This window comes from Thiomicrorhabdus sp. ZW0627 (assembly GCF_029767005.1).
Lineage (GTDB): Bacteria > Pseudomonadota > Gammaproteobacteria > Thiomicrospirales > Thiomicrospiraceae > Thiomicrorhabdus.
In genome coordinates, this window is sequence record NZ_JARUQR010000003.1 from 134,873 (window position 1) to 157,146 (window position 22,274).

Below are 22,274 nucleotides of genomic sequence, written 5' to 3' on the forward strand. Positions count from 1 at the left end.
TCAGCAGGCCTGTTCAGGCCAGTACCCATTGTCCTTTTCCTCGGCGTTTGGCGACGTACATCGCTTTATCGGCCTGGTTGAGGATATCATCTACACTGAGTTTGATTTCATTGTCGAAAATCTTCAAGCCAATCGAAGCGTTGACGAAGCCTTCTACTTCGTTAGGTAGCATGATTGGTTGTTTCACGGCATGTATGATCTTATCCGCAACCTCAGCGGCGAAACTCTCGTTTTGAATGTTTTCCAAGAGCACAACGAACTCATCACCTCCAAATCGAGCGGGAAGGTCTGTTTTTCGGACCGAGGACTGAATGCGCATCGCCGCTTCTTTCAATAGGATGTCTCCGGCATCATGTCCGTATTCGTCATTGATCATTTTGAACCCATCCAGATCGATAAACAGCAAGGCATTGATTTGCGGCTGCCGGTTTAAGCGCTCGAGAGACCGGGAGAGTTCGTTAACCAGAAGTCTACGCTTCGCCAATCCAGTCAGTTGGTCGTAGTTGGCCATGTGGAAGGTCTCTTCGATCAGGGCCTCTTTTTCAGCGCTTAATTGATTGAAGGCTTGGGTAACATGGTTGTAGTAAGTCGCGATGAGTGACGCGTCGGAATGAGGCTCAACCATGATTTTCTTTGAAAAATCCTGTTCCTGGGCTTGGGTGTTCATTGCCTTGGCCAAATCGTACATTGATGTTGAAGACTGGTGTTCACTCATGTTCAGACCAAGAATTTCCGCCGCTTCGGAAACTCGAAGTGTATGGAAATGGTTAATCAGCTTTAAAAGCAGGAAGGTGACTGAGAAGGAAAGGAAACCGACCGTCAGGATACCGATAGCTTGTACTTTGAATTGATCATAAAAGCTGACGTTCTCAACCAGAGCGGCCACGGCAAGCGTACCTGCAATACCGGCAAACAGATGGACTGGAACGGCTTCGAGTGCGTCATCGATTTTCAACTTGATTAATAGTACCTTACCCAGATGGTAGGCGACATACCCTAATAGTCCGATAAAGATCGCAGAAATTGGAGAGGCCAAGTGGGCGGAAGCGGTAATGGCAACCAGTCCGGCCAAAACGCCGTTAATGATGTCGAAAACCTGGTAGTAGCCGGTAGTGATTCGATTAATGATTAATCCGGTCAAGCCTCCAATAGACCCGGCAATCATGGTGTTCAACACCACCAGTCCAGTCTGTTGGTTGAGTTCAAGGACACTTCCGCCGTTGAATCCGATCCATCCAAGCCAGATAAGAAAGACACCAAGCGCACTGTAGGCTAAGTTGGATTGTTCGAAATTGATGACACCGTCTTCAAAGCGTCCAATTCGAGGGCCTATGACCAAAATGGCCGCTAAGGCCGCCCAGCCTCCAACCGAATGAACAACGGTAGAACCTGCGAAATCGATGAAGCCCATCTGTGCTAACCAGCCGTCCCCGTTCCAGATCCAATGTGCCTGAATGGGGTAGATAAACATTGAGACGATGACCGCAATTAAGAGGTAAGAGCTGAACTTGGTTCGCTCGGCGATGGCACCTGAGATGATGGTGACCGCAGTGGATGCGAACATGGCATGGAAGAGTGTGAGAACCAGGTCGGAAAGCGTGTATTGGTAAAAGAAGACCGGGCTCCAGCCAAATAGTCCATCATGGCTTGTTCCGAGCATGATACTGACGCCGAAAACGATAAAAATCATAAAAGCGATCAGAAAGTCGCTGACGTTTTTGATGGCAGTCGAGATTGAGTTTTTTGTTCGTGTCGCCCCAGCTTCTAAAGCTGTAAATCCAGGTTGCATCATTGCTACAAGCACAGCACTGAATAAAACCCACAGAATATCAATTGGTTGATCACTCATATCGGCACAACTTTTAGGCTAAATGATTTATATAAAGCAAAAATTAAGCCTTAAATAAAATAATGTTTACAATTTAACATGATATGCAAATGATAAACGTTTTTATTTTATTTGTTGTAATTTAATGGTGATATTTGCACTAAATATTGGCAAAACAACCCGTTAAGGTTGTTTCACTGCTTAATTATTGTGCAATTTAAGACAAAAGTTTCTGACTGTCTACTTTGAAGAAAGCCATGGTTTTTCTCATATCGTCCGATTCGTCCTGCATTTGAGTCGAAGCAGAAGAGGTCTGTTCAGCCAGGGCCGCGTTTTCCTGAGTGATTTGGTCAATGCTGGTGATCGCTGTGTTGACCTGCTCAATCCCTTGCTGCTGCTCCATAGAGCCTTGGGCGATCGATTCGATCATATTGGCTACTTCAGTAATAGCCTGGTTGATGTCACTTAAGGTTCTGCCTGTTTCTGCCACTTGCTTTTCACCCATTTCAACCTGGGCGACACTGCTTTCAATCAGGGATTTGATTGTATTGGCGGCTTCCGCAGATTTTTGAGCCAGGTTTCGTACTTCGCCTGCCACGACCGCAAAACCGCGTCCGTGTTCGCCGGCACGAGCCGCTTCAACCGCTGCGTTCAATGCAAGCAAGTTGGTCTGGAAAGCGATGCTGTCGATCAAGCCGATAATTTCTGCAATTTTATGGCTGGATTCGGTAATTTGAGACATGGATTCTTGAGCTCGCTGTACGACTACCATACTGGCTTGCGATTTACTGCGCGCATTGTGAGCCATGCTGTTAGCGTCCTGAGCCGCTTCCGTATTGGAGCGGATGGTCGCAGTCATTTCTTCCAGCGCACTGGCGGTTTCTTCCAAACTGGCCGCCTGTTCCTGCGTGCGACCGGAAAGGTTATTGCTGCCTTCGAATACTTGACTGACAATCAACGATACACTTTCAGTAGACTGCTGGACATCCTGGACGATTTTGGAAAGCCCTGAGATGGACTGATTGACCGAGTTAGTCAGATCGCTGAAGCGTCCGTTGTATTCGGTGGTAATGATACGGGTGAGGTCACCTTCCGACTGGGCTTGGGTCACACGACTGATATCGTCGATGGCTTGCGCAATGGTATCGATGGTTTCGTTGATCGCCTGCTTCATATTGTCCAGTTGACCCGGAAGGTCGATGTCGATGCGATTGTGTAACTCACCCTGGCTGACCGCTTCCATGACTTGATTGGTTTCGGTCACGAAGCCGTTCAACATCTCAACCGTACGGTTGACTGCGTTGGCGGCACGTTCGAACTCTCCCTTAAGTTCCAGTTCGATTTTGTTAGAGAAATCGCCGGACGACAAGGCTTGGTTGACGTTGTTGAGTTCTCTGAAGATCGATTGGATCTGAATGACGGAGCGGTTGATGTTCTGTTTCATCTCGTCGAAATCACCGACCAGGTCAGTTTGAATCTGGTTGTCAAAGACCCCTTCAGCCATGTCGTGCATGACGGATTTGATCTCTTCGATCGCCTCATGCTGAACCTTGAGCATCTCATCGAAAGCGCTGGCCATCTGACCAATTTCATCGTTGGAGGCGATGTTGGTTCGTTGCGAGAAGTCACCGCTCTTATGGACTTCGACGATGGTGTTTTTCAGGTGTTCGATCGGTGCGTTTACTTTACGTGAGATGTAGAACACGATCAGTATGGAAAGTAGCAAGCTGGCCAGAGTCGCAATCATAGTGGTCTGGATCAGGGTATCCGCACTGGTCTGAATTTGCTGAGTGTCGCTGCGAGTCATGCTCCAGATTTCTTCTTGTAGGCGTTGTGAGCTATCGATCAAATTCGCCGTGATTTCGACCAGGTCTTTATCAGTCATGGTATCGAGCGTTTCCAGATCCATTTTGAATCGGAACAGGGAGCGTTTGATTTTATTGATGTTGATGTACGCTTTTTTCACCCAGCCATTCTGACGTCGGTCCAGCGGGTAGCTTTCAATGATTCCGAGGACGTCTTGAAGCGCCAGGAGCTCCAGATCGATACGGCGGAAATCCGAAATGTTATGAGTATTGTAATAACGCAGGGTGTATTGTTGTGCTGTATTGAAGTGTTGAATTGCCAGAGCGGCTTCTTTGGCAACCACTTCATTGGAATAACGTCTCAAGTTGGTCAGTTGTAGAACGGCTTCAGGCGCCAGTTTATTAGTGACATCGTTGAGCTTTTCGAGTGAATTGGTTGCCTTCGGCATGATCTTGTTGATTGATAATCCGAAATAGGCCTTATTGGCCTCTTCAATGTTTTTAAGAAGTTCAAGTTCCTTTTCACCGAGTGGGTAGGTCTTGAGCTCTTCCTGCAACCACTCCGCACGCTCTTTCAACAGGCGAAGTTCTTTGCCGTATTTTTCTTCATGCGTCAGCAGGTAGTTGGTGATCAGAATCTGCGCCTGCTGGGTGTTTTTCAGCAGGTCAGTGGATAGGTTGACGACCGGAATCGAGGTTTGTTTAACCCCGGTGGCAGCATTGAAAATTTTATTGGAATTCAAGTAGGTGATGGCTCCGATCATAATCATTAAAAGGATCATGATCACCGGTGCAATCGACAGTTTGGAAGTCATTTTCAGGTTCGAGATGAAGCCCGAATGGTTAACTGCTTTAGACATGGCCGACTCCTTATTGTGCTAACGCATCAATTTTGCGACCGACTTTGACCATAAGCTGGTGTACTTCAAAAGGCTTTTTGCCTTCAAGCAATGCCGGGGTAGGAGCAGGTTCTGTAATGCCTAGCTTGGCTTTGATGCGAACCAGTTCAGCCAGAATATTATTGGTCATGTCATAGACTTCGGTCGGAGTGATTTTTCCAATCGGGAAGTCGGCAACACGTACGGCAGGGATGCCGAGTTTACGTTCCAATTTGGCGATTTTATAAAGATTCATGAAGCCTTCAATGGTCGAGTCGTAAGGTGATGCGCTCTTATCAAGCGGCACTGTACGATCCGGGATTTTTACCTGCATCTTCTTGGCGATGGTGTCAAATTCGGCATCGATGATTTCACTGTTTCTGAATACCTGGTTCGGGTTGATAGGACCAATCAGATCGTCGATTGCTAAAGAGGCTTCCATCATTTTTTCGTAAACGTTTGAAGGTGTTTTTCCATCGACGAATTCCGCGTGTTTATACGTCAACCCTTTGGATTGTGTGACCTTTCCGAGTTCAGCATTTAGGAATGCAACAATCTCGTATACATCGTTCGGTGTGATTTCTTTAATCGGAATCGTTTTTTGCTCGGCAACAGATAAATTCATTTTCTTTTGAAGTCGAATGATTTTTTGATTCAATTCGATTGCCTTGGAGTAGACGTGTACAGGTAGCTTGTTTGTCTGTACCGCTGGTTGGGCCAGCTTCGAGCGTATTTTGGCGTCATTTCGAATGGCAAGAATCTGGTTTTCAAGATCGGCCGCCTGTTGGAAAACGTGGCTAGGAGTTTCTGCGGATGCCTTCATTGGAATCAAGCAGCTAGCGAAAAGAATGAACATGTATAAACGACTTGAAATCTTCATTGATATTCCTTTTTATACGGATAAACCTAAACTGTTTTGGGCTAAAAGCAGGTAAAGTGCCAGTTTTTTTTGATAAATCCTATTTGTGCCAATGAAAGATAAAAATGATAAGCAGATATACCCTTTAAGATGAATTTTTAACGTAATTTTTTGACGTTTTTGAGGTGGAAACAGCAATTTTTTAAATAAATATGAGGAAATTTTTTTTGATTTTTTTTGATGAAAAAAGGCTTGAATGAGATTTTTGATTTGTATGAATTAAAATTAATTAAAGTTGCACCATTTTGTACATTTTCTTTATCTATAAGGAATTGTTTGATCGTTACTGGGTTTATATAAACAAAAAAGCCCTCTTATGAGGGCTTTTTCAGTTTAAGGGATAGGTGCTTCTTAGTAAGAAGACAGAGCCATTACACCATCCATTTCCACATCCGTCCCTTTCGGTAGCTCTTTAACCGCAACCGCAGCACGTGCAGGATAAGGTTCCTGGAAGTATTCGGCCATGATTTCATTCACTTTCGCAAAGTGGGACATATCGGTCAAGAAGATATTCAGTTTGACGATATCTTGCAAACAGCCGCCGGCGGCATCGCAGACGGCGGAAAGGTTTTTGAAAACCTGGTGGATGCGTACCGCAATATCGCCTTCCGCAAGTTCCATGCTCTCCGGAATCAGAGCGATTTGGCCGGAAAGGTAAACGGTGTTTCCAAAACGTACCGCTTGTGAATAGGTACCGATGGCTTGTGGGGCATTTGGAGTAGAGATCACTTCACGCATGAGGGTTTCCTTTATCAAATTAAGTGGAATCGACGCTATTGTAGCAAAACCAACAGGCCTGCTGGTTTTGAAAATGTTGGAATGTCTGACTGCTGAATGACCTGAAAGTGCTTAGATACGCTGGATTTTATCTACAATCGGTACACGTTTCAGGAATCGCATCACTTGTGCCAGGTGAGTACGGTCGCGCACGGCAATCACAAAGTTCATTACGCTATAGGTCTCATCCTTATCTTCTGAGCGCACGCGTTCGATGTCGGTTTTGTTTTTTGCGATTTCGTTTGCGATGGTCGCAAGCGCCCCACGCTGGTTTTTGACTTCCAGTTGGATTTCAGCCAGATAGGTCGCTTCGTTGTCCTCTTCCCAGTTCACGTCGAGCATTTTTTCAGGCTGGTTTTTGATCTTCTTGACGTTGTGGCAGTCATCGCGGTGAATAACCAACCCTCTTTCGGTACTGATGAAACCGACGATCTTATCGCCCGGAATCGGGTGGCAACAGTTGGCGAAGTTGATCACCATGCCTTCGGTTCCGGAAATCGCCAGCGGCATGTCTGCATTCGGCTCTTTGGCAGGCAGTTTGTCTTCGGTACCGAGTAGCAGGTCATGGATCTGCTTGGAGACCAGTCCAGCCATACGATTCCCGAGTCCGATTTCGCTCAACAGGTCTTCCCAGCCTTCCAGTTTGAGGGCGGCGGCAATTTCGCGGCGAATCAGTTCGGTCAAGCCGTCATAAGCCATGTTTTGGGTACGCAGTGCTTTAGTAAGCAGCTTTTCTCCGAGACTGATGGCTGCGCCGGTTTTCTGGTTCTTAAGGTAGTGACGGATTTGCGAGCGTGCTTTGGCCGTGGTGACAAAGTTCAGCCAGGCAGGGTTCGGCTGGGCGTCCTTACCTTTGATGATATGAATGGTTTTCCCGCTCTCAAGCGGCGTTCGTAAAGGCACCAGTTTCTTGTCAATGCGGCAGGCAACGGTCGAGTGGCCGATGTTGGTATGGACCGCATAGGCGAAATCGACTGGCGTTGCACCTTTCGGCAGTGTGATGATGTCGCCTTTTGGTGTAAAGACGTAAATCACATCCGGGAATAGGTCGATTTTGACGTTTTCCAGGAAGTCGAGAGAGTTCCCTGCGCTCTGCTGGATCTCCAGTAGGTTTTTCACCCATTCCTGGGCACGCACTTCGACCGAGCTAGGCGAATTATCCTCTAGCGTAGCGCCGTCTTTATAGTGCCAATGCGCGGCAATCCCGTGTTCGGAAACGTCGTGCATGGTTTCGGTACGTATCTGGACTTCCAGGTGGATGCCGTAAGGCCCGAACAAAGTCGTGTGCAATGACTGGTAACCGTTGGGTTTAGGAATTGCGATATAGTCCTTGAACCGGTTTGGTAAAGGTTTGTAGAGCGAGTGAACCGTTCCAAGGGTGCGATAACATTCGTCTGCCGTATTGACGATGATGCGGAACGCGAAAATATCGAGGATGTCGCTGAAGCTCTGGCGCTTGTTGCGCATCTTTTTATACAAACTGTACAGGTGTTTTTCCCGGCCAAGAACGCGTGCCGGGATGTTTTCCTGGGCCAGACGGTTCTGCAAGGTCTCGGTGATGTGTTCGATCACTTCATGGCGGTTACCGCGCGCTTTCTTGACGGCGTTTTCCAATACCGCAAAGCGCAGAGGGTGCATGGCCTTGAAGCCAAGGTCTTCCAACTCGATTCGAATCGCGTTGATCCCTAATCGTGCTGCAATCGGTGCGTAGATGTCCAAGGTTTCGTGAGCGATTCGGCGTTGCTTTTCAGGGCGCATGACACCCAAGGTACGCATGTTGTGAAGGCGGTCGGCCAGTTTGATGAGGATGACTCGGATGTCGCGAGCCATTGCCAGAATCATTTTACGGAAGTTTTCCGCCTGGGCTTCCTGTGGGGTTTCGAACTGGAGTTTACCGAGTTTGGTGACGCCATCGACGATTTCGGCGACGTTTTCACCGAATTGGGTGATGATGTCTTCTTTGGTGTAAGGGGTGTCTTCGACGACATCATGGAGGATAGCGGCGATGATGCTCTCTTGATCGAGCTGCATTTCGGCCAGTATCTCGGCCACGGCAACCGGGTGCCAGATATAGTCGCCACCCGCTTTTCGGGTTTGGCCTTCATGCGCCTTGGCACCGAATTCGAACGCTGCTTTTATCTTTTCGACGCTCTCGTCATTTAGATAAAGGGATGCCTTTTCAATTAATCCTTGAAGTGAATTCGGTGTCGGCATAGATTGGATGGGGCTCCTTAGCTGAAGTATGGAGGAGTATCAGGATCCGCCATGACCACATCACGATCGATTGAGTTCTCTGCCAATTCACGCAAAGCCATTACGGTCGGCTTGTCGTTGTCCCATGACAAAGTCGGTTCGGCACCATTCGCCAACTGACGTGCGCGTTTTGCACTGACAATCACTAACTCAAAGCGGTTTTCAACCTGGGTTAAACAATCTTCAACGGTAACTCGTGCCATAATTTTTAGTCCATCTATAAATTTCAAAGTTAAGGAGCTATTTTACCTTAAATTTAATCATACATTAAGATGAATATTCAGCGAAACCTCTGTTTTTATTGCTTATTTAAGGAAATGTCGAGTGTTTCCAGGTATTTCTGAAGGGTATCCTGTTGTAAATCAAGCGCCTGTTTTGCGCCCATACCTAAATTCTGCGCTTTTTCAGGGTCGTTCATCAGGGTTTGTAAAGTGGCTTTAAGCTCGTTGTAATCTTGGGTTTGGACAATACCTTGATGCTCTTTGAGTAATGCCAATTCGTCTTCGAAGTCGGACATGTCCGGCCCTGTGATGATCGGCTTGGCAAAGGCCGCAGGCTCAAGGATATTGTGGCCGCCTTTCGGCACGAAGCTGCCGCCCATGATGACCATTTCCGCATGGGCGAACAGGGCCATGAGCTTGCCGATACGGTCATCCAGAAACAGCTTGGTGGTTTCTTCCGGAGTCTCGTTTTTACTGGCCACTTTCAATCCGGCATCCAGGGCAATCAACTGTTTTTGAATCTGGCCGCTGCGTTGGGGATGTCGGGGCACGATCACCAGCAGCTCGGGGCGGTTGAGAGAAAGCCAGATACGGCTGATTTGAAGTTCTTCGTCTTCATGAGTTGAAGCCGCTAGAACGTAGGGGCGTTCGATCGGTCGGACTTGGCTGTGTACTTCTGGCAAGGCGGCGTATTTCAGGTTATTGAGCACCTGAATGGTTCCCGGTTTGGCGCCAAGTGCTTCAAAACGTTTGGCTTCATCTTGGGAGCGCGCGATGATCATGTCCACTTGAAGCAGGCTTTGTCGGTAGGTTTTTTGCAGCCAGGCCGGTGCTCGTAGGGTTTTTTTGGAAAGTCGGCCATTAAGAATGCAAAGCTCGATCTCATTAGCGGAGACGATACGGTAGAGATTGGGCCAGATTTCGGTTTCCATTACCCAGAGTCGAGCGGGTTGATGGCGTTTGAGAAAGTGGCGGATTGCGAACGGCCAATCTAAAGGCAGATAGCGATGGACAACTTGATCGCCGAAGCTTGAAACAACCAGGTCTTTTCCTGTTGGAGTGCTGGTGGTAATCAGCAGCGGATAGTGCGCTATGAGCGCACGAATTAAAGGTTCCGCGGCTTTAACTTCACCGACGGAGGCACAATGGAACCAGATCGGTTTTTGATTTGGCTGGAGTGTTTTTAACGGTGGGTAATAAAGTCCTAGGCGTTGAACCACAAACGGCCAGCCGCCTTTGCGTTTAAAGGCATCGACAAGTATCAAAACCCAAATCAGCGGGCTCAGTAATCGAATCAACAGCTGGTACATGGTTTTGGGCTCAACTCCGAACGGGTTTTAAAAAGTGAACAGGCCTGTCGGGATTTTTAATGCCCGGCCACCAGCAGGGCTTCCATGATGGCGATGTCGCCCGGCAGATCGACTTCCGGAGAATCCCATTTACTTTCTACCACTTTGATCTTATGCCCGTATTCGAGCGCACGAAGCTGCTCTAGTTTCTCGATGTCTTCCAAACGACCCATCGGCAGGGTGTTGAATAAATCGACAAAACGCTTTGTATAGGCGTAGACGCCCAGGTGCTTGAAACTGTCGTGATCCCAGTAATCACGGCCGTGCGGAATGGTGGCACGAGAGAAGTACAGAGCGAAGTCATTCACGTCGGTGACCAATTTGACGTCTTTGGGATTGGTGATTTCCGCTTCGTTGACGATTTTGAACGATAGGGTGCTCATCTCGAAACTGCCGTCGTAGTCGTCAGCCAGAAACGGCGCAATCACGTCTTCGATTGATTCATGATGAACCAGCGGCTGGTCTCCCTGTACGTTAACGATCAAATCGTCGTCATTTAACCCTAAAGCGTTGGCGGCTGCGGCGATGCGGTCCGTACCGGAGGCCGCTTCCACAGGAGTCATAACGACTTGTCCGCCGAACTCTTCGACGACGGTTTTGATGCGGTCATCATCGGTGGCGACATAAACACCTTTTAACCCTTGTGCTTGGGCAATGCGTTCGTAAACGTGCTGAATCATCGGCTTGCCGTTGATCAGTTTCAAAGGTTTTCCGGGTAAACGGGAAGAACCGTAACGCGCAGGGATAAAGACATAGGTGTTCATTTGTTCGGACTCAATGGTGGTTTAAATGGTTCGACTGCAGGATATAAAAGCCGGCCGGACTAATTTCCGGCCGTCAAAGATCACATTTTTTCGTATAGGGAGCGCAACTTTTCCGGCGTGACGTGCGTCTGCCAGTCCGGACCGTAGACGTTTTCCCATAGAGGCGCCAAACCGGAAGCGACTTTGATCATCTTGTCCATGTCGGCTTCGCTCATGTCTTTGGTGATGCCTTTCGGTAAGGTGATATTGTGTTTTTTCATCATCTCACGGAACACCTTGACGCCTTCCGGATAGAATTCGTCCAGAACGTCGAACGCGATGCAGTTCCCGATTCCGTGGTGGTAGCCCAGTACGTAAGACAGACCGTAAGACAGAGCGTGACAAGCGCCAACCTGGCTGTAAGCGATACTCTGCCCACCCATGTAAGAGGCCATCATCAGTTTCTCGTCGGCATCCGGGTGGTCTTCCAGGAAGATTTCATGGCACAGGTCTAATGACTTTTCGCCGAACGAACGTGCGAATTCGTTGATATAGGTGCCGTTCAACGCTTCGATGTTGTGGATGTAACAATCCATACCAGTGTAGAACCACTGATCTTTCGGTACACCTTTGATTAGGTTTGGATCTAGGATGATCTGATCGAATACGGTGTAATCCGAGTTCATGCCTAGCTTTTTGTCAGGGCCCGTCAATACCGTGGTGCGCGAAGCTTCCGCTCCGGTTCCTGATAGCGTCGGGATACCGATGTGGTGAACCGCCGGGTTCTTGATCAGATCCCAACCCTGGTAAGAGGCTGAACCGCCCGGGTTGGTCAACATCAAGGAGACCGCTTTGGCCATATCCAGTGTCGAACCGCCGCCCAGTCCGACGACGCTGACCGGATTCTTTCCGTTAGCGAATGCCTGGACTTCTTCAGTCAACTGATCAACGTAGGTGGTTTTCGGTTCATCCGTGGTGTCGATCCAGATGATCATGTCCTGTGGCTGTGCCGGAATCTGGTCTTTCAACGGAAGGTTGCGGTGAACGTGGTCAACCGCGAACACGACGAAGTCGTCAGCCTGTTGACGTTCAGCAGCCAATACGTCGTCGAGTTGTTCGAAAGATCCGCGTCCGAAGATGATTTTAGGGACGGTTTTAAAGTTACGAAATTTCATTGGATAAACCTATTTTTTGAATACGTTTGCAAAAGCATCGATGCGTTTCTGAATGTCTTCTTCCGTCCAAGCCAGTTGGATCAGCATCGACAGGGTGCGGCTCATGATCGCATCCGATTTCGGAGTAGAGACCTGGGAGTAATCCGGACGGTCTTCAACTAGTTCGATCGGCAGTTTGGCCGGACCTTTCATCTGGTGGATATGTGTCCAGTTTTTCAAGTAGTGCCAGTTATTTGCATACCAGTAGAATACCGCTGGTACGCCTTCAGCGGCCAGTGCGCTGACGACTTCCTGGGCACGTTCTTCGGAAGGAAGGAAGAAACTCAGGAAACCGGCGTTGTCGCCCGCTTCGTCCGGGATTTCGCGGAAAGTCACTTCAGGGTATTGTGACAGGGCTTCTTTCAACGCTTTTTTGTTGCGGCGTTGGATTTCCAGGATACGGTCCAGTTTTTTCCATTGAGCGACACCGACCGCGGCGTTCATTTCCGAGATGCGGTAGTTGGCTCCCATGATCGGATGGCCTTCCGCACCACGGTCCATGCCGATGTGGTCGTGACCGTGATCGGAGTACATGTGGGCATGGGCGTAGATCAGTTCGTCATTGGTCAGGACAGCCCCGCCTTCTCCGCAGGAGATGGTTTTGACCGAATCGAATGATAAAGTTCCTACCTGACCGATGGTACCCAGAGCCTTACCTTTGTAGGTGGCACCGGTTGCCTGACAGGCATCTTCCAATAGAATCAAACCGTGTTTGTCACAGATTGCCTTGATTTCGTCCATTTTCCCCATTGAGCCGCACATGTGTACGAAGTTCACGGCTTTGGTACGAGGCGTGATTACCGCCTCGATGCCTTCCGGCGATAGGGTCAGGGTTTCGTCGATTTCGGCGAAGACTGGAATCGCACCGGCCAGCACGATCGCTTCGACGCTGGCGACGAAGGTGAAAGGAGGCACGATGACTTCGTCTCCGGCACCGATGCCTGCGGAGGCCAGAGCGGTCGATAACGCTGCCGTTCCGCTGGAGACCAAGTGCGCATGTTTGACGTTTAGAGTGTCGCAGATCATGCCTTCAAGTTCGCGCGCTTTCCAGACATCATTACGCATGCCGTCAAAGTTATAGCGGAAGGTAAAACCTTGTTCCATCACTTCATTAATCTGTTGTTTTTCGGATTCGTCGAAAATCTCAAAGCCTGGCATTGCGTGACTCCTTGGTCGCTATGGTTCGGGTGTTCTGGTTAGGCGCTAATTGGCGGATTCCAATTATTTGGAAGCAATCAGTGCGTTGATCAAATTGGCGTGCTGCGTTACCTGCTTCTGCTTGGTGAGACGGCCCGCGCTGAAAATACTTTGCAACTGCTTTAGGGCGATTTCAAAGTTGTTGTTGATGACAATGTAGTCGAATTCATCGTAATGCGACATTTCGCTGACGGCATCGCTCATGCGTCGGGCGATGACCTCTTCACTGTCGGTTCCGCGGCCGTTCAAGCGGCGATTCAGCTCTTCCAGCGAAGGCGGAAGGATGAAGATCGAAATGGCTTCCGGAATCAACTTGCGAACTTGCTGTGCGCCTTGCCAATCGATTTCCAGAATGACGTCTTTGCCGGCTTCCAGTTGAGCTTCCACAGTACTTTTTGAAGTTCCGTAAAAATTATCGAACACCTGGGCGTGTTCCAGGAAATCGTTTTGGGCGATTTTTTCCTGAAACTGTTCCACGCTCAGGAAGTGATAGTTGACGCCGTCTTCTTCGCCCGGACGCATCGGACGTGTGGTGGAGGAGACTGAAACTTTGATATGGCTGTCCAATTCAATTAATTTGCTGACCAGCGACGTTTTACCCGCGCCGGAAGGGGCAGAAATTATATAAAGTGAACCGCTCATTGTCCGTCTCCAATCCAGATGAATCTATTATGTATTTTAAGTTAATGCGGTATTTTAGCAGAGAAATCCAGGTTGTTGGAATCTAAGCGTATAAGACATTTGAAAACCGAATTTTAATTCAGGCGGAAGGGGAATTTTACGTTTCAGCACGGTTTTTAAATAATGGGCAGGCCTGTTCAAAATGAGTCTTGTGGTTTTTGGTTTTTGGAGTGTGTAATTTAATGAGCTAGGATCAGGATTTTTTTAAAGATTTTTGAAAATCTTAAATGGAGGCAAATCCTTAAATCCATTACAATGCGTGTATGCATAAGGAAAGTATATTTTTAATAGGTCCAATGGGGGCGGGTAAATCGACCGTAGGTCGCGCTCTGGCTGAACGGCTGCAATACGAGTTCGTCGACAGTGATCATGAAATCGAAGCGCGTACCGGTGCGACGATCCCTATGATTTTCGACATCGAGGGTGAGTCCGGTTTCCGTGATCGTGAAGAGAACGTGATTGACGAGTTGACCCAGCGTCCAGGAATTATTTTGGCCACTGGCGGTGGCGTTGTGGAACGCGAAATCAATCGCAAGCATTTACGCACCCGAGGGTTTGTGGTCTATTTGAAATCGCCGGTCGAGGCGTTGATCCAACGTACCAAGCATGACCGCAACCGTCCGCTTCTACAGCAGGCCAATCCACAGAAGGTGCTAAAGGATCTGATGATCAAGCGTGAACCGTGGTATCTGGAGATGGCGGATCTGGTCATTGAAACCCAGCAAGTGCCTGTACATAGGGTTGTTAAGGTGATTGCGGATCGATTGTTGGCCGAACAGGTCGTTTAAACGATTTAAACGTCATAGTTGAATAGAATTAAAGTTAAGAGAGTAGTGAGTGAAAACGTTAACGGTTGATTTAGGGGATAGAAGTTACCCGATTTTCATTGGTGAAGATTTGTTGGGCGATGCCGAGTTGGTGAAGCCTTACGTGAAAGGCACGCAGGTTTTGATTGTCACTAATACAACCGTCGCTCCGCTGTATCTTGAACAGTGTAAGAAGGCTTTCGCCGATTTTGAAGTCGAGACGGTAATCTTGCCGGATGGCGAGCAGTATAAGAATTTGGAAGTCTTGAATCAGGTGTTTGATGCGTTGATCGGCAAGCGTTTCGACCGTCGCTGCACGTTGGTTGCCTTGGGCGGCGGGGTCATCGGTGATATGACCGGTTTTGCCGCAGCTGCTTTCCAGCGCGGTGTGAACTTCATTCAGGTACCGACAACTTTATTGTCGCAAGTGGATTCTTCGGTGGGCGGCAAGACGGGCGTCAACCATCCTCTTGGAAAGAACATGATCGGGGCATTCCATCAGCCTCAGTGTGTCATTATCGACACCAAATCCTTGAATACTCTGGAAGACCGCGAATTGTCGGCAGGCCTGGCGGAAGTGATCAAATACGGTCTGATCGGCGATTACCCGTTCTTCGAATGGTTGGAGGCGAATCTGGAAGCGTTATTGGATCGTGATCCTGTGGCGTTGGCGGAAGCGATTCAGCGTTCGTGCCAGAACAAGGCCGATATCGTTGCTAAGGATGAAAAGGAAGCCGACATGCGCGCGCTATTCAACTTGGGACATACTTTCGGTCATGCGATCGAAGCCGGTATGGGATACGGTGCTTGGCTGCACGGCGAAGGGGTCAGTGCGGGAACCATGCAGGCTGCGTATATGTCCAAGTTGATGGGCAATATCAATCAAGCGGATTTTGACCGTATCCAAGCGATTTTCGAACGCGCCAAGTTGCCGGTTTGTCCGCCTTCGACAGATGAGATGCCGAACCAGAAATACATGGATCTGATGGCCGGTGACAAGAAAGTTCAGGCCGGTACGATTCGTCTGGTCTTGTTAAAGACCATCGGCGAAGCTTATGTAACTGGGGATTATCCGGCGGATCTGTTGCAACAAACTCTGACCGAATGGCGTTGCTGAGACTGATTGTTCACAGAGGACATCGGGCGACGTTTGAAATGTTGAATTTTTGATCGAGGAGCTCGTTATGCCCGAACGTTTTGCCAGCCAGTTTAATGTCAAAGGTGTGACGTTTTCCATGCGCGACCATTTGATGATGATCGATGTGGAGAACGAGCATGCCAAGGTAACTATCACCACGCACGGTGCTTCCGTACTCAGTTATGTGCCTAAAGGCGAGCATGAAGATGTCTTGTGGGTCAGTCCCACGGCCGTCTTTAATGGCAAGAAGGCCGTACGAGGCGGGATCCCCATTTGCTGGCCGTGGTTTGGCAAGGCGAACTCGGCGGGCCTGCCAGCCCACGGTTTTGTTCGCAATATGGTCTGGCATCTTGATCATGTCGCTAACCTCCCTTACGGCGTCACCGAAGTTGTGTTGACTTGCAGCGACACAGAAGAGACTCGTGCCTTATGGCCTCACGCCTTTCATTTGCAACTCAAGATCGAAGTCGGCGAAAAACTGGCTTTGACTCTGACGACCACCAATCCAAACGATCACGATATTGAAATCACCGAGGCGTTGCATACTTATTTCAATGTCGCAGACCCTAGAGACATGTTGATCACAGGGCTCGAAAACACAATTCACCTGGATAAGTTGAGTGAAGACGTCCCACCGGAGATTCAGGCCGAACCGGTTGTTTTGAATCCGCCGAAAGATTCCGTCTTCCTGGATCATATCGGTGATGCCGTTATCGAGGATTCAGGCAATCATCGTCGGATATTGATCGAGAAAAAGAATTCGTCTTCCAGTGTGGTCTGGAATCCGGGACCGGAGATTGTCAAAGGCTTTGATGACATTCCTGATGATGGTTGGTTGACGTTCGCTTGTGTCGAAAGCGGTAACGTGCTCGATAATCAGGTCGTGGTTCCAAGTGAAGGCAAGCACAGCTTGACCATGATGCTTTCTGCTGAAGCGGTTCGATCACGACCAGGCCTGTTCAGAGTGAAATAACCGGCGGTTCAGGGCTTTCGGAAGTAGTATTTGAAATAGATCACACCTAAGGAACCTGTGATGATGCTTGGTATGATCAATGACCAGTTCGGGATTTCCCGGTAGGCGAAGATTCCGAGTATCCCCCCGATCAGAAAGCTGAACAGCAGTACTAAAAGCAAATTCGCCTGCCAGGGCCAAGGTTGCCCCGTTTTTATCTTGTTGGCTAGATGAACGCCTATATCCGTTACCGTTCCCGTCATGTGTGTGGTTCTCAATTGCAATCCACGATAACTCGCTACCAGCGCGTTCTGCAGGCCGCAGGCGATGGCGCTAAGAAGCAGGGAAACTTCCGATTGGATGAAGCTGAACAGGGTAGCAGAGCCTAAAATAGCGCTGTTAATCAGCAAAGCATGGCCGTAATTGGCGCTGGTTTTGAATTGTGCTTTGCCGATCAACAGGCCGGAAATCAATGCGCCGCCCAGGAATCCAATTAGAATCATGAAGCTATTCAGGAAGTCGCGAAGTTCGAGATGGGCGATGGCATCGCTTAAACGAGACGTAACACCAGTCATCTGACTGACGGGAATACCGAATTCAATCAGCATGGCACTGTTGATATAGCCAGCCATTGACGCCATGAGCATGGCGATGATAAACGACTTGCGAATCGAAAAACGAAGTTCCGAATCGTTCGCAGAGGCTTCAGGGAATTCTTTAGGTGGATAGGGCATGGTTAGAGAATAAAACAAAAAGGCCTGTTTGAAAACAGGCCTTTAGATAGTTTAAGCAATTAGCTGGTTTTTCAGCTTGTTCAACGCTTGTTTTTCTACTTGGCGGATTCTCTCCATAGAGACGCCGAACTCTTCGGAAAGTTCTTTCAAACCAACTTTGTCATCCGTCAGCCAGCGTTTCTGGATGATTGCGCGACTACGCTCGTCGAGAGTTGCAAGCGCCGCCTGCATTCTGCCCAGTTCGTATTCCGCCTGGTTTTCCTGTACCAGTACCGTTTCAGGGTCGGCGTCTTGGCTGACCAGAATCGGGAAGGTGGTATTTTCGTCATCTTCCACTGTCGGGTCAACCGAAATGTCTTTACCGTATAGGCGGCTTTCCATTTCTAGAACGTCTTTACGTGATACGCCAAGCTCTTCAGCGACTGCATCCGCGTCCTTGTCACCAAACCATTCCAGGTTTTTCTTGGTGCTGCGCAATTTAAAGAACAGTTTGCGTTGCGCTTTGGTGGTTGCGGTTTTGACGATTCGCCAGTTTTTGATTACGTATTCGTTGATTTCGGCACGAATCCAATGAACCGCAAACGTCATCAGACGTACGTTTTCTTCAGGATTGAAGCGTTTGACCGCTTTCATCAGACCGATGTTCCCTTCCTGAATGATGTCGCCCAGAGGCAGTCCGTAACCGTTGTACGAACGCGCTACCGGCACGACATAACGCAAGGATGACAAAATCAACTGTCTGGCTGCCGATAGGTCTTTTTCATAAAAGAGCTTCTCGGCAAGCGCCTTTTCCTGCTCGGCAGACAACTGCTCGATGCTTTGAATGGTACGCAAATACGTATCCAGATTCTGGCCTGGAGACAGTTCAAATGCCGAAACATTCGTTGCCGGCAAGTTTGCATGTGAGTTCAATCGTTTAGTTCTTGGATGTTTTACAAGAGATTTCATACTCGTTTCCCTCCTGAACCTAATTTAATTACTTAATACTACAACATTTTTAGCACTCATTGCAAGAGAGTGCTAATAAAATTCACGATTGATTCATACTGTTTTTAACTGTTTGAAAAATAAGAGTTTATGAAAATAAAAAAGCCGTATCGGAAACAACCGATACGGCTTTTTTTGACTGGATTAGAGTTAGATTGTTGGATTATGCGTTGTCGGAAAGCTGTCCTGTCTGCTGCATCATCTCCAACCAGGCATCGCGAAGTTCTGTCAGGATCTCAACGGCGCTGTCCAGGTAAAAAGTCTCTTTTTCAAATACCGATTCCTGAATGCACTGGTCTGCATAACGGTAAAGTTCTTCAAGGTCAAATGCCAGAGGCGTTTCCTTGCTGAATTGAAGGCGGTCGCGTAAAGCATCCAGAATTGTAGTCATGCGGCCAAGATGGAAGCCTTTTTCAACTAGAGCGTTGCTCTGGTGACAGACTTTCGCCAAGTTTCCTTTGTCTACCGCGCCTTGTAGCAACAGTAAAACTGTTTTACGTGGGTTTTCAGCCAGTTGATGTTCGGTTTCTTGGCTGCGCTGATATTCTTTCAATAAAGGTGCTTGTGCTTTTGAGATTGGATTGTTGGTTGTCATGGCAATTTCCCTGTTGTTTTGTGTGTGAGGCAAAAAATGCCTATAAAAAATTAAAGTATTATCGTTTTCTGTCGTACAGCAGGGAGCATGCCAAAAAACAATAATTTATCGGACAAAGGGGTATTGAAAGCCGGTTTTAAGAGGGGTTTTTAGGGTATTAACCTATTGATTTTGAAAGTTATATCTAGATTTAACGATTTTTTTAAGATGGGGTGGTAATGGAAGGGGCGGCACAAACGAACAAGGAGGGCGATTGTGCCAGTGTCAAAGATTTGGTGTTGCCGCCCAGGTAATTGATTTCACGTTCAAATTTCCGGGCGGCAAGTTTTAGAACGTGACTTTGACGGCCGAAGCGACATTCTTGGCTTTTTCAATCGCTTCTTCGATGGTTTCGGCTCGAGCAATCGCCACGCCCATGCGTCTGCGACCGTTGATATCCGGTTTGCCGAACAGACGAATTTGAGTGTCTGGTACGGCCAAGGCGTTTTCTAAATTGGAAAAGCTTGTCTGGGTTGATGTGCCGGTCGGCAGAATCACACTGGAAGCGGAAGGACCATGCTGTGTGATGTTCGGAATCGGTAGCCCCAGGATCGCTCTGGCATGTAGTGCGAATTCGGACAGGTCCTGCGACATCAATGTAACCAGACCGGTATCGTGCGGGCGAGGCGAAACTTCGCTGAAATAGACCTCGTCGCCTTTAACAAACAGTTCGACACCGAAAAGGCCAAAACCACCCAGGGCGTCTGTCACTTTTTTGGCGATTTCTTGAGATTTGTCAAGCGCGGCCGAACTCATAGGATGCGGTTGCCAAGATTGACGGTAATCGCCGTCTTCCTGATAGTGTCCGATTGGTTCGCAGTAGCTGGTTCCGTGGATGTGGCGTACGGTCAGCAAGGTGATTTCGTAGTCGAAATCGACAAACCCTTCAATGATGACGCGGCCTTTACCTGCACGTCCGCCTTCTTGGGCATAGGCCCAGGCCTGTTCAATTTGGTCTGCCGTTTTTATGACACTTTGTCCCTTTCCGGAAGAGCTCATGATCGGTTTGACCACGCAAGGCATGCCGATGCGCTCGATAGCGGCAGTGAAGTCTTCCTGAGTGTCCGCGAACTCGTAAGGCGAGGTTGGTAACCCAAGCTCTTCGGCCGCCAGTCGGCGGATTCCTTCACGGTTCATTGTCAATTGAGTGGCACGTGCCGTAGGAATGACGGTGACGCCTTCGGATTCCATCTCCGCTAGTGTATCTGTGGCGATGGCTTCGATTTCCGGAACGACATAATGTGGCTTTTCCTGTTCAATGACCTTTCTCAAGGCATCGCCATCCAGCATTTCAATTACGTGAGAACGGTCTGCAACCTGCATGGCCGGGGCGTTTGCGTAACGGTCGACGGCGATGACTTCCACGCCCAAACGTTGCAATTCAATGGCAACTTCTTTGCCTAATTCTCCGGCACCGCAGAGCAGAACACGAGTGGCGGTTGCAGAAAATGGTGTACCAATGCTAGACATGGCATCTCCTTTGCTTAATACAGGTTAAGAATTTTAAAAGACAGCGATCACGGTCAATTTTTCATCGGATAGATTGCGACATTATACGGCAAACCACGTTAGGGTTCAGTTCAAGAAGTGGATTTGTCCGAACAAGGGATTAACATGTTAGAGCTTCGTAAATCAGACAGACAGCAGGCCGATTCCATCGGTATGTTACTTGAGGATGAGCGCGTCCGCACTTCCAGAATGGTAAAGCGCAGTGAAGTGGAGAAGCGTTCGGACATTAAAAAAGTCATTAGCGATTTGCAAAAGCAGTTTTCACAATCAGTTGATATGCCTGCAGAAATTGCCGATATGGTTGAAGCACAAGTAAAGCTTCGTACTCGCGACCTATTTCGTCAGGCCAACTACGATGCCTTGACCCATCTGCCGAATCGTACCTATTTCGGAGAAACTCTGGAAAAGGTGCTGGAGAGTGCCAAAGCCGACAAAACCGAGTTCAGTCTGTTATTCCTTGATTTGGACGGGTTTAAAGCCGTTAACGACGTTCTTGGTCATCAGGCCGGTGACGAGTTGTTGCAGAATGTCGGTGCCCGATTGATTTCGTCTGTTCGTGAAGGCGATATTGTCAGTCGTCGTGGTGGGGATGAATTCGTAATTTTATTGGCGGATCTGTCCGATCGCGAAGACATCGTCAAGATTTGCAAACGCATCATCACCGAAGTCAGTCGTCCGTATTGGTTGGGACAGAAAGAAGCGGAAATTTCCACCAGTATCGGTGTGGCCCGTTATCCGTTGGACGGTAATACGCCTTCTGAATTGATGGAGAAATCCGACGAGGCCTTGTATGTTTCGAAATCGAAAGGTCGTCGCACTTATCGTTTCTATAACGAAATCATGGAAGAAGTTCCGGCAAGATGTCATGAACTTCAGGATGAATTTTCAACCGCCATCGACAATGGGTTGGTCGAAACCTGTTTTGAACCTCAAGTCGAACTGAAGACGGGGCGTGTGGTCGGAACCAGTGTGACGGCACGCTGGGATAACGAACATTTTGAAACGCCTTATCTGAACAGTTGGATGGAGTTGCTGGTTAAAAGCGGTAGATCAAAATCGGTCGCGACTTGGCTGGTGGATACTTCTTTGTATTATCTTCAGCAATGGCGTGAACTGGAAAGCGATTTGGTGGTTTCCGTACCGGTTTTGGACAGTCTTTGGGAGCAACACGATCTCGTGGCATTTCTGGATGAACGTGTTCAGCGTTATCAGGTTAGTCGAGAACAGTTGCAGTTGGAGTTTTCGTTGGGCACTCTGCAGAATATCGACGATAAGTTGAAAGCAACATTGAAAGACTTAGGCAATGCAGGCTATCAGATTACGTTGACGGAAGTGGGTGCGTATTCGCTGGATTTGGCGTTATTGTCCGAGTTGCAGTTAAACGAGATCAAACTTGATAAAGATTGGCTGCAAAATTCTATGGAAACAAAATCCGGGCAGGCCTGGTTGCAGGCATTGATTCAAATGGCGAAAAGTCTGGATATCTGTGTTATTGCTACTGGAGTCGATTCCCACGAACAGGTTCGCAAGTTGCGTCAGTGGGGATGTTTGATGGGTCAGGGTAAAGTATGGTCTGCGCCGATTGAAGCCGAACGTTTCAATAAGCACATTGTGGCGCGCTATCGCGTAGGCGCTTGATTACTTTTCCG

The 22,274-nt window shown here is 48.4% G+C and carries 18 protein-coding genes and 1 pseudogene; 4 read left to right on the forward strand and 15 right to left on the reverse strand.

Annotated elements, in window-relative coordinates; all coding sequences use genetic code 11:
• Nucleotides 1–13: 13 nt before the first annotated feature.
• The 11 genes and pseudogenes from QCB45_RS08120 to gmk form a co-directional block, all read right to left on the reverse strand.
• On the reverse strand, nt 14–1,849 hold the full coding sequence (locus QCB45_RS08120) for an ammonium transporter (RefSeq protein WP_279420419.1): 1,836 nt from the start codon (nt 1,847–1,849) through the stop codon (nt 14–16).
• Between the two features lie 196 nt (nt 1,850–2,045).
• A complete protein-coding gene (locus tag QCB45_RS08125; protein ID WP_279420420.1) occupies nt 2,046–4,493 on the reverse strand; it encodes a methyl-accepting chemotaxis protein in 2,448 nt (815 codons plus the stop codon).
• A gap of 10 nt (nt 4,494–4,503) precedes the next feature.
• Complete coding sequence (locus QCB45_RS08130; RefSeq protein ID WP_279420421.1) at nt 4,504–5,391, reverse strand: hypothetical protein; 888 nt, start codon at nt 5,389–5,391, stop codon at nt 4,504–4,506.
• A gap of 390 nt (nt 5,392–5,781) precedes the next feature.
• Complete coding sequence (locus tag QCB45_RS08135; RefSeq protein ID WP_279420422.1) at nt 5,782–6,168, reverse strand: RidA family protein; 387 nt, start codon at nt 6,166–6,168, stop codon at nt 5,782–5,784.
• 111 nt (nt 6,169–6,279) lie between these two features.
• Complete coding sequence (locus QCB45_RS08140; RefSeq protein WP_279420423.1) at nt 6,280–8,421, reverse strand: bifunctional (p)ppGpp synthetase/guanosine-3',5'-bis(diphosphate) 3'-pyrophosphohydrolase; 2,142 nt, start codon at nt 8,419–8,421, stop codon at nt 6,280–6,282.
• A gap of 53 nt (nt 8,422–8,474) precedes the next feature.
• Nucleotides 8,475–8,663, reverse strand: a pseudogene (gene rpoZ / locus QCB45_RS08145) (DNA-directed RNA polymerase subunit omega); the annotation flags it as partial.
• Between the two features lie 95 nt (nt 8,664–8,758).
• Complete coding sequence (locus QCB45_RS08150; RefSeq protein ID WP_279420425.1) at nt 8,759–9,991, reverse strand: 3-deoxy-D-manno-octulosonic acid transferase; 1,233 nt, start codon at nt 9,989–9,991, stop codon at nt 8,759–8,761.
• Between the two features lie 56 nt (nt 9,992–10,047).
• Nucleotides 10,048–10,794 carry a 3-deoxy-manno-octulosonate cytidylyltransferase gene (gene kdsB, locus QCB45_RS08155; RefSeq protein ID WP_279420426.1) on the reverse strand — a complete coding sequence of 249 codons (747 nt, stop codon included), beginning with the start codon at nt 10,792–10,794 and terminating at the stop codon, nt 10,048–10,050.
• Between the two features lie 80 nt (nt 10,795–10,874).
• Nucleotides 10,875–11,948, reverse strand: a complete 1,074-nt coding sequence (locus QCB45_RS08160; protein ID WP_279420427.1) for an iron-containing alcohol dehydrogenase family protein — start codon at nt 11,946–11,948, stop codon at nt 10,875–10,877.
• A 9-nt stretch (nt 11,949–11,957) separates the two neighbouring features.
• On the reverse strand, nt 11,958–13,145 hold the full coding sequence (locus QCB45_RS08165) for a DegT/DnrJ/EryC1/StrS family aminotransferase (RefSeq protein WP_279420428.1): 1,188 nt from the start codon (nt 13,143–13,145) through the stop codon (nt 11,958–11,960).
• Between the two features lie 63 nt (nt 13,146–13,208).
• Complete coding sequence (gene gmk / locus QCB45_RS08170) at nt 13,209–13,826, reverse strand: guanylate kinase (RefSeq protein WP_279420429.1); 618 nt, start codon at nt 13,824–13,826, stop codon at nt 13,209–13,211.
• Between the two features lie 302 nt (nt 13,827–14,128).
• On the opposite strand from gmk, the gene aroK reads away from it, so the two are divergent.
• The 3 genes from aroK to QCB45_RS08185 all read left to right on the forward strand — a co-directional run bounded on the left by aroK (nt 14,129) and on the right by QCB45_RS08185 (nt 16,782).
• Nucleotides 14,129–14,653, forward strand: a complete 525-nt coding sequence (gene aroK, locus QCB45_RS08175; RefSeq protein ID WP_279420430.1) for a shikimate kinase AroK — start codon at nt 14,129–14,131, stop codon at nt 14,651–14,653.
• A gap of 49 nt (nt 14,654–14,702) precedes the next feature.
• Nucleotides 14,703–15,788: a 3-dehydroquinate synthase gene (aroB, locus tag QCB45_RS08180; RefSeq protein WP_279420432.1), complete on the forward strand. Its 1,086-nt coding sequence runs from the start codon at nt 14,703–14,705 to the stop codon at nt 15,786–15,788.
• A 67-nt stretch (nt 15,789–15,855) separates the two neighbouring features.
• A complete protein-coding gene (locus QCB45_RS08185) occupies nt 15,856–16,782 on the forward strand; it encodes a D-hexose-6-phosphate mutarotase (RefSeq protein WP_279420433.1) in 927 nt (308 codons plus the stop codon).
• An 8-nt stretch (nt 16,783–16,790) separates the two neighbouring features.
• Here QCB45_RS08185 and QCB45_RS08190 read toward each other — a convergent pair whose 3' ends face one another.
• The 4 genes from QCB45_RS08190 to purT form a co-directional block, all read right to left on the reverse strand.
• On the reverse strand, nt 16,791–17,513 hold the full coding sequence (locus QCB45_RS08190) for a YoaK family protein (protein WP_279420434.1): 723 nt from the start codon (nt 17,511–17,513) through the stop codon (nt 16,791–16,793).
• Nucleotides 17,514–17,546: 33 nt separating this feature from the next.
• The gene (rpoH, locus tag QCB45_RS08195) at nt 17,547–18,443 is read right to left on the reverse strand and encodes an RNA polymerase sigma factor RpoH (protein WP_279420435.1); all 897 of its coding nucleotides are present in this window, start codon (nt 18,441–18,443) and stop codon (nt 17,547–17,549) included.
• A 202-nt stretch (nt 18,444–18,645) separates the two neighbouring features.
• Entirely contained in the window at nt 18,646–19,077 is a 432-nt protein-coding gene (locus QCB45_RS08200) for a flagellar protein FliS (RefSeq protein ID WP_279420436.1), read from the reverse strand.
• A gap of 327 nt (nt 19,078–19,404) precedes the next feature.
• Nucleotides 19,405–20,586, reverse strand: a complete 1,182-nt coding sequence (purT, locus tag QCB45_RS08205; protein ID WP_279420437.1) for a formate-dependent phosphoribosylglycinamide formyltransferase — start codon at nt 20,584–20,586, stop codon at nt 19,405–19,407.
• A 144-nt stretch (nt 20,587–20,730) separates the two neighbouring features.
• On the opposite strand from purT, the gene QCB45_RS08210 reads away from it, so the two are divergent.
• Nucleotides 20,731–22,263 carry a diguanylate cyclase gene (locus tag QCB45_RS08210; RefSeq protein WP_279420438.1) on the forward strand — a complete coding sequence of 511 codons (1,533 nt, stop codon included), beginning with the start codon at nt 20,731–20,733 and terminating at the stop codon, nt 22,261–22,263.
• Nucleotides 22,264–22,274: the final 11 nt, after the last annotated feature.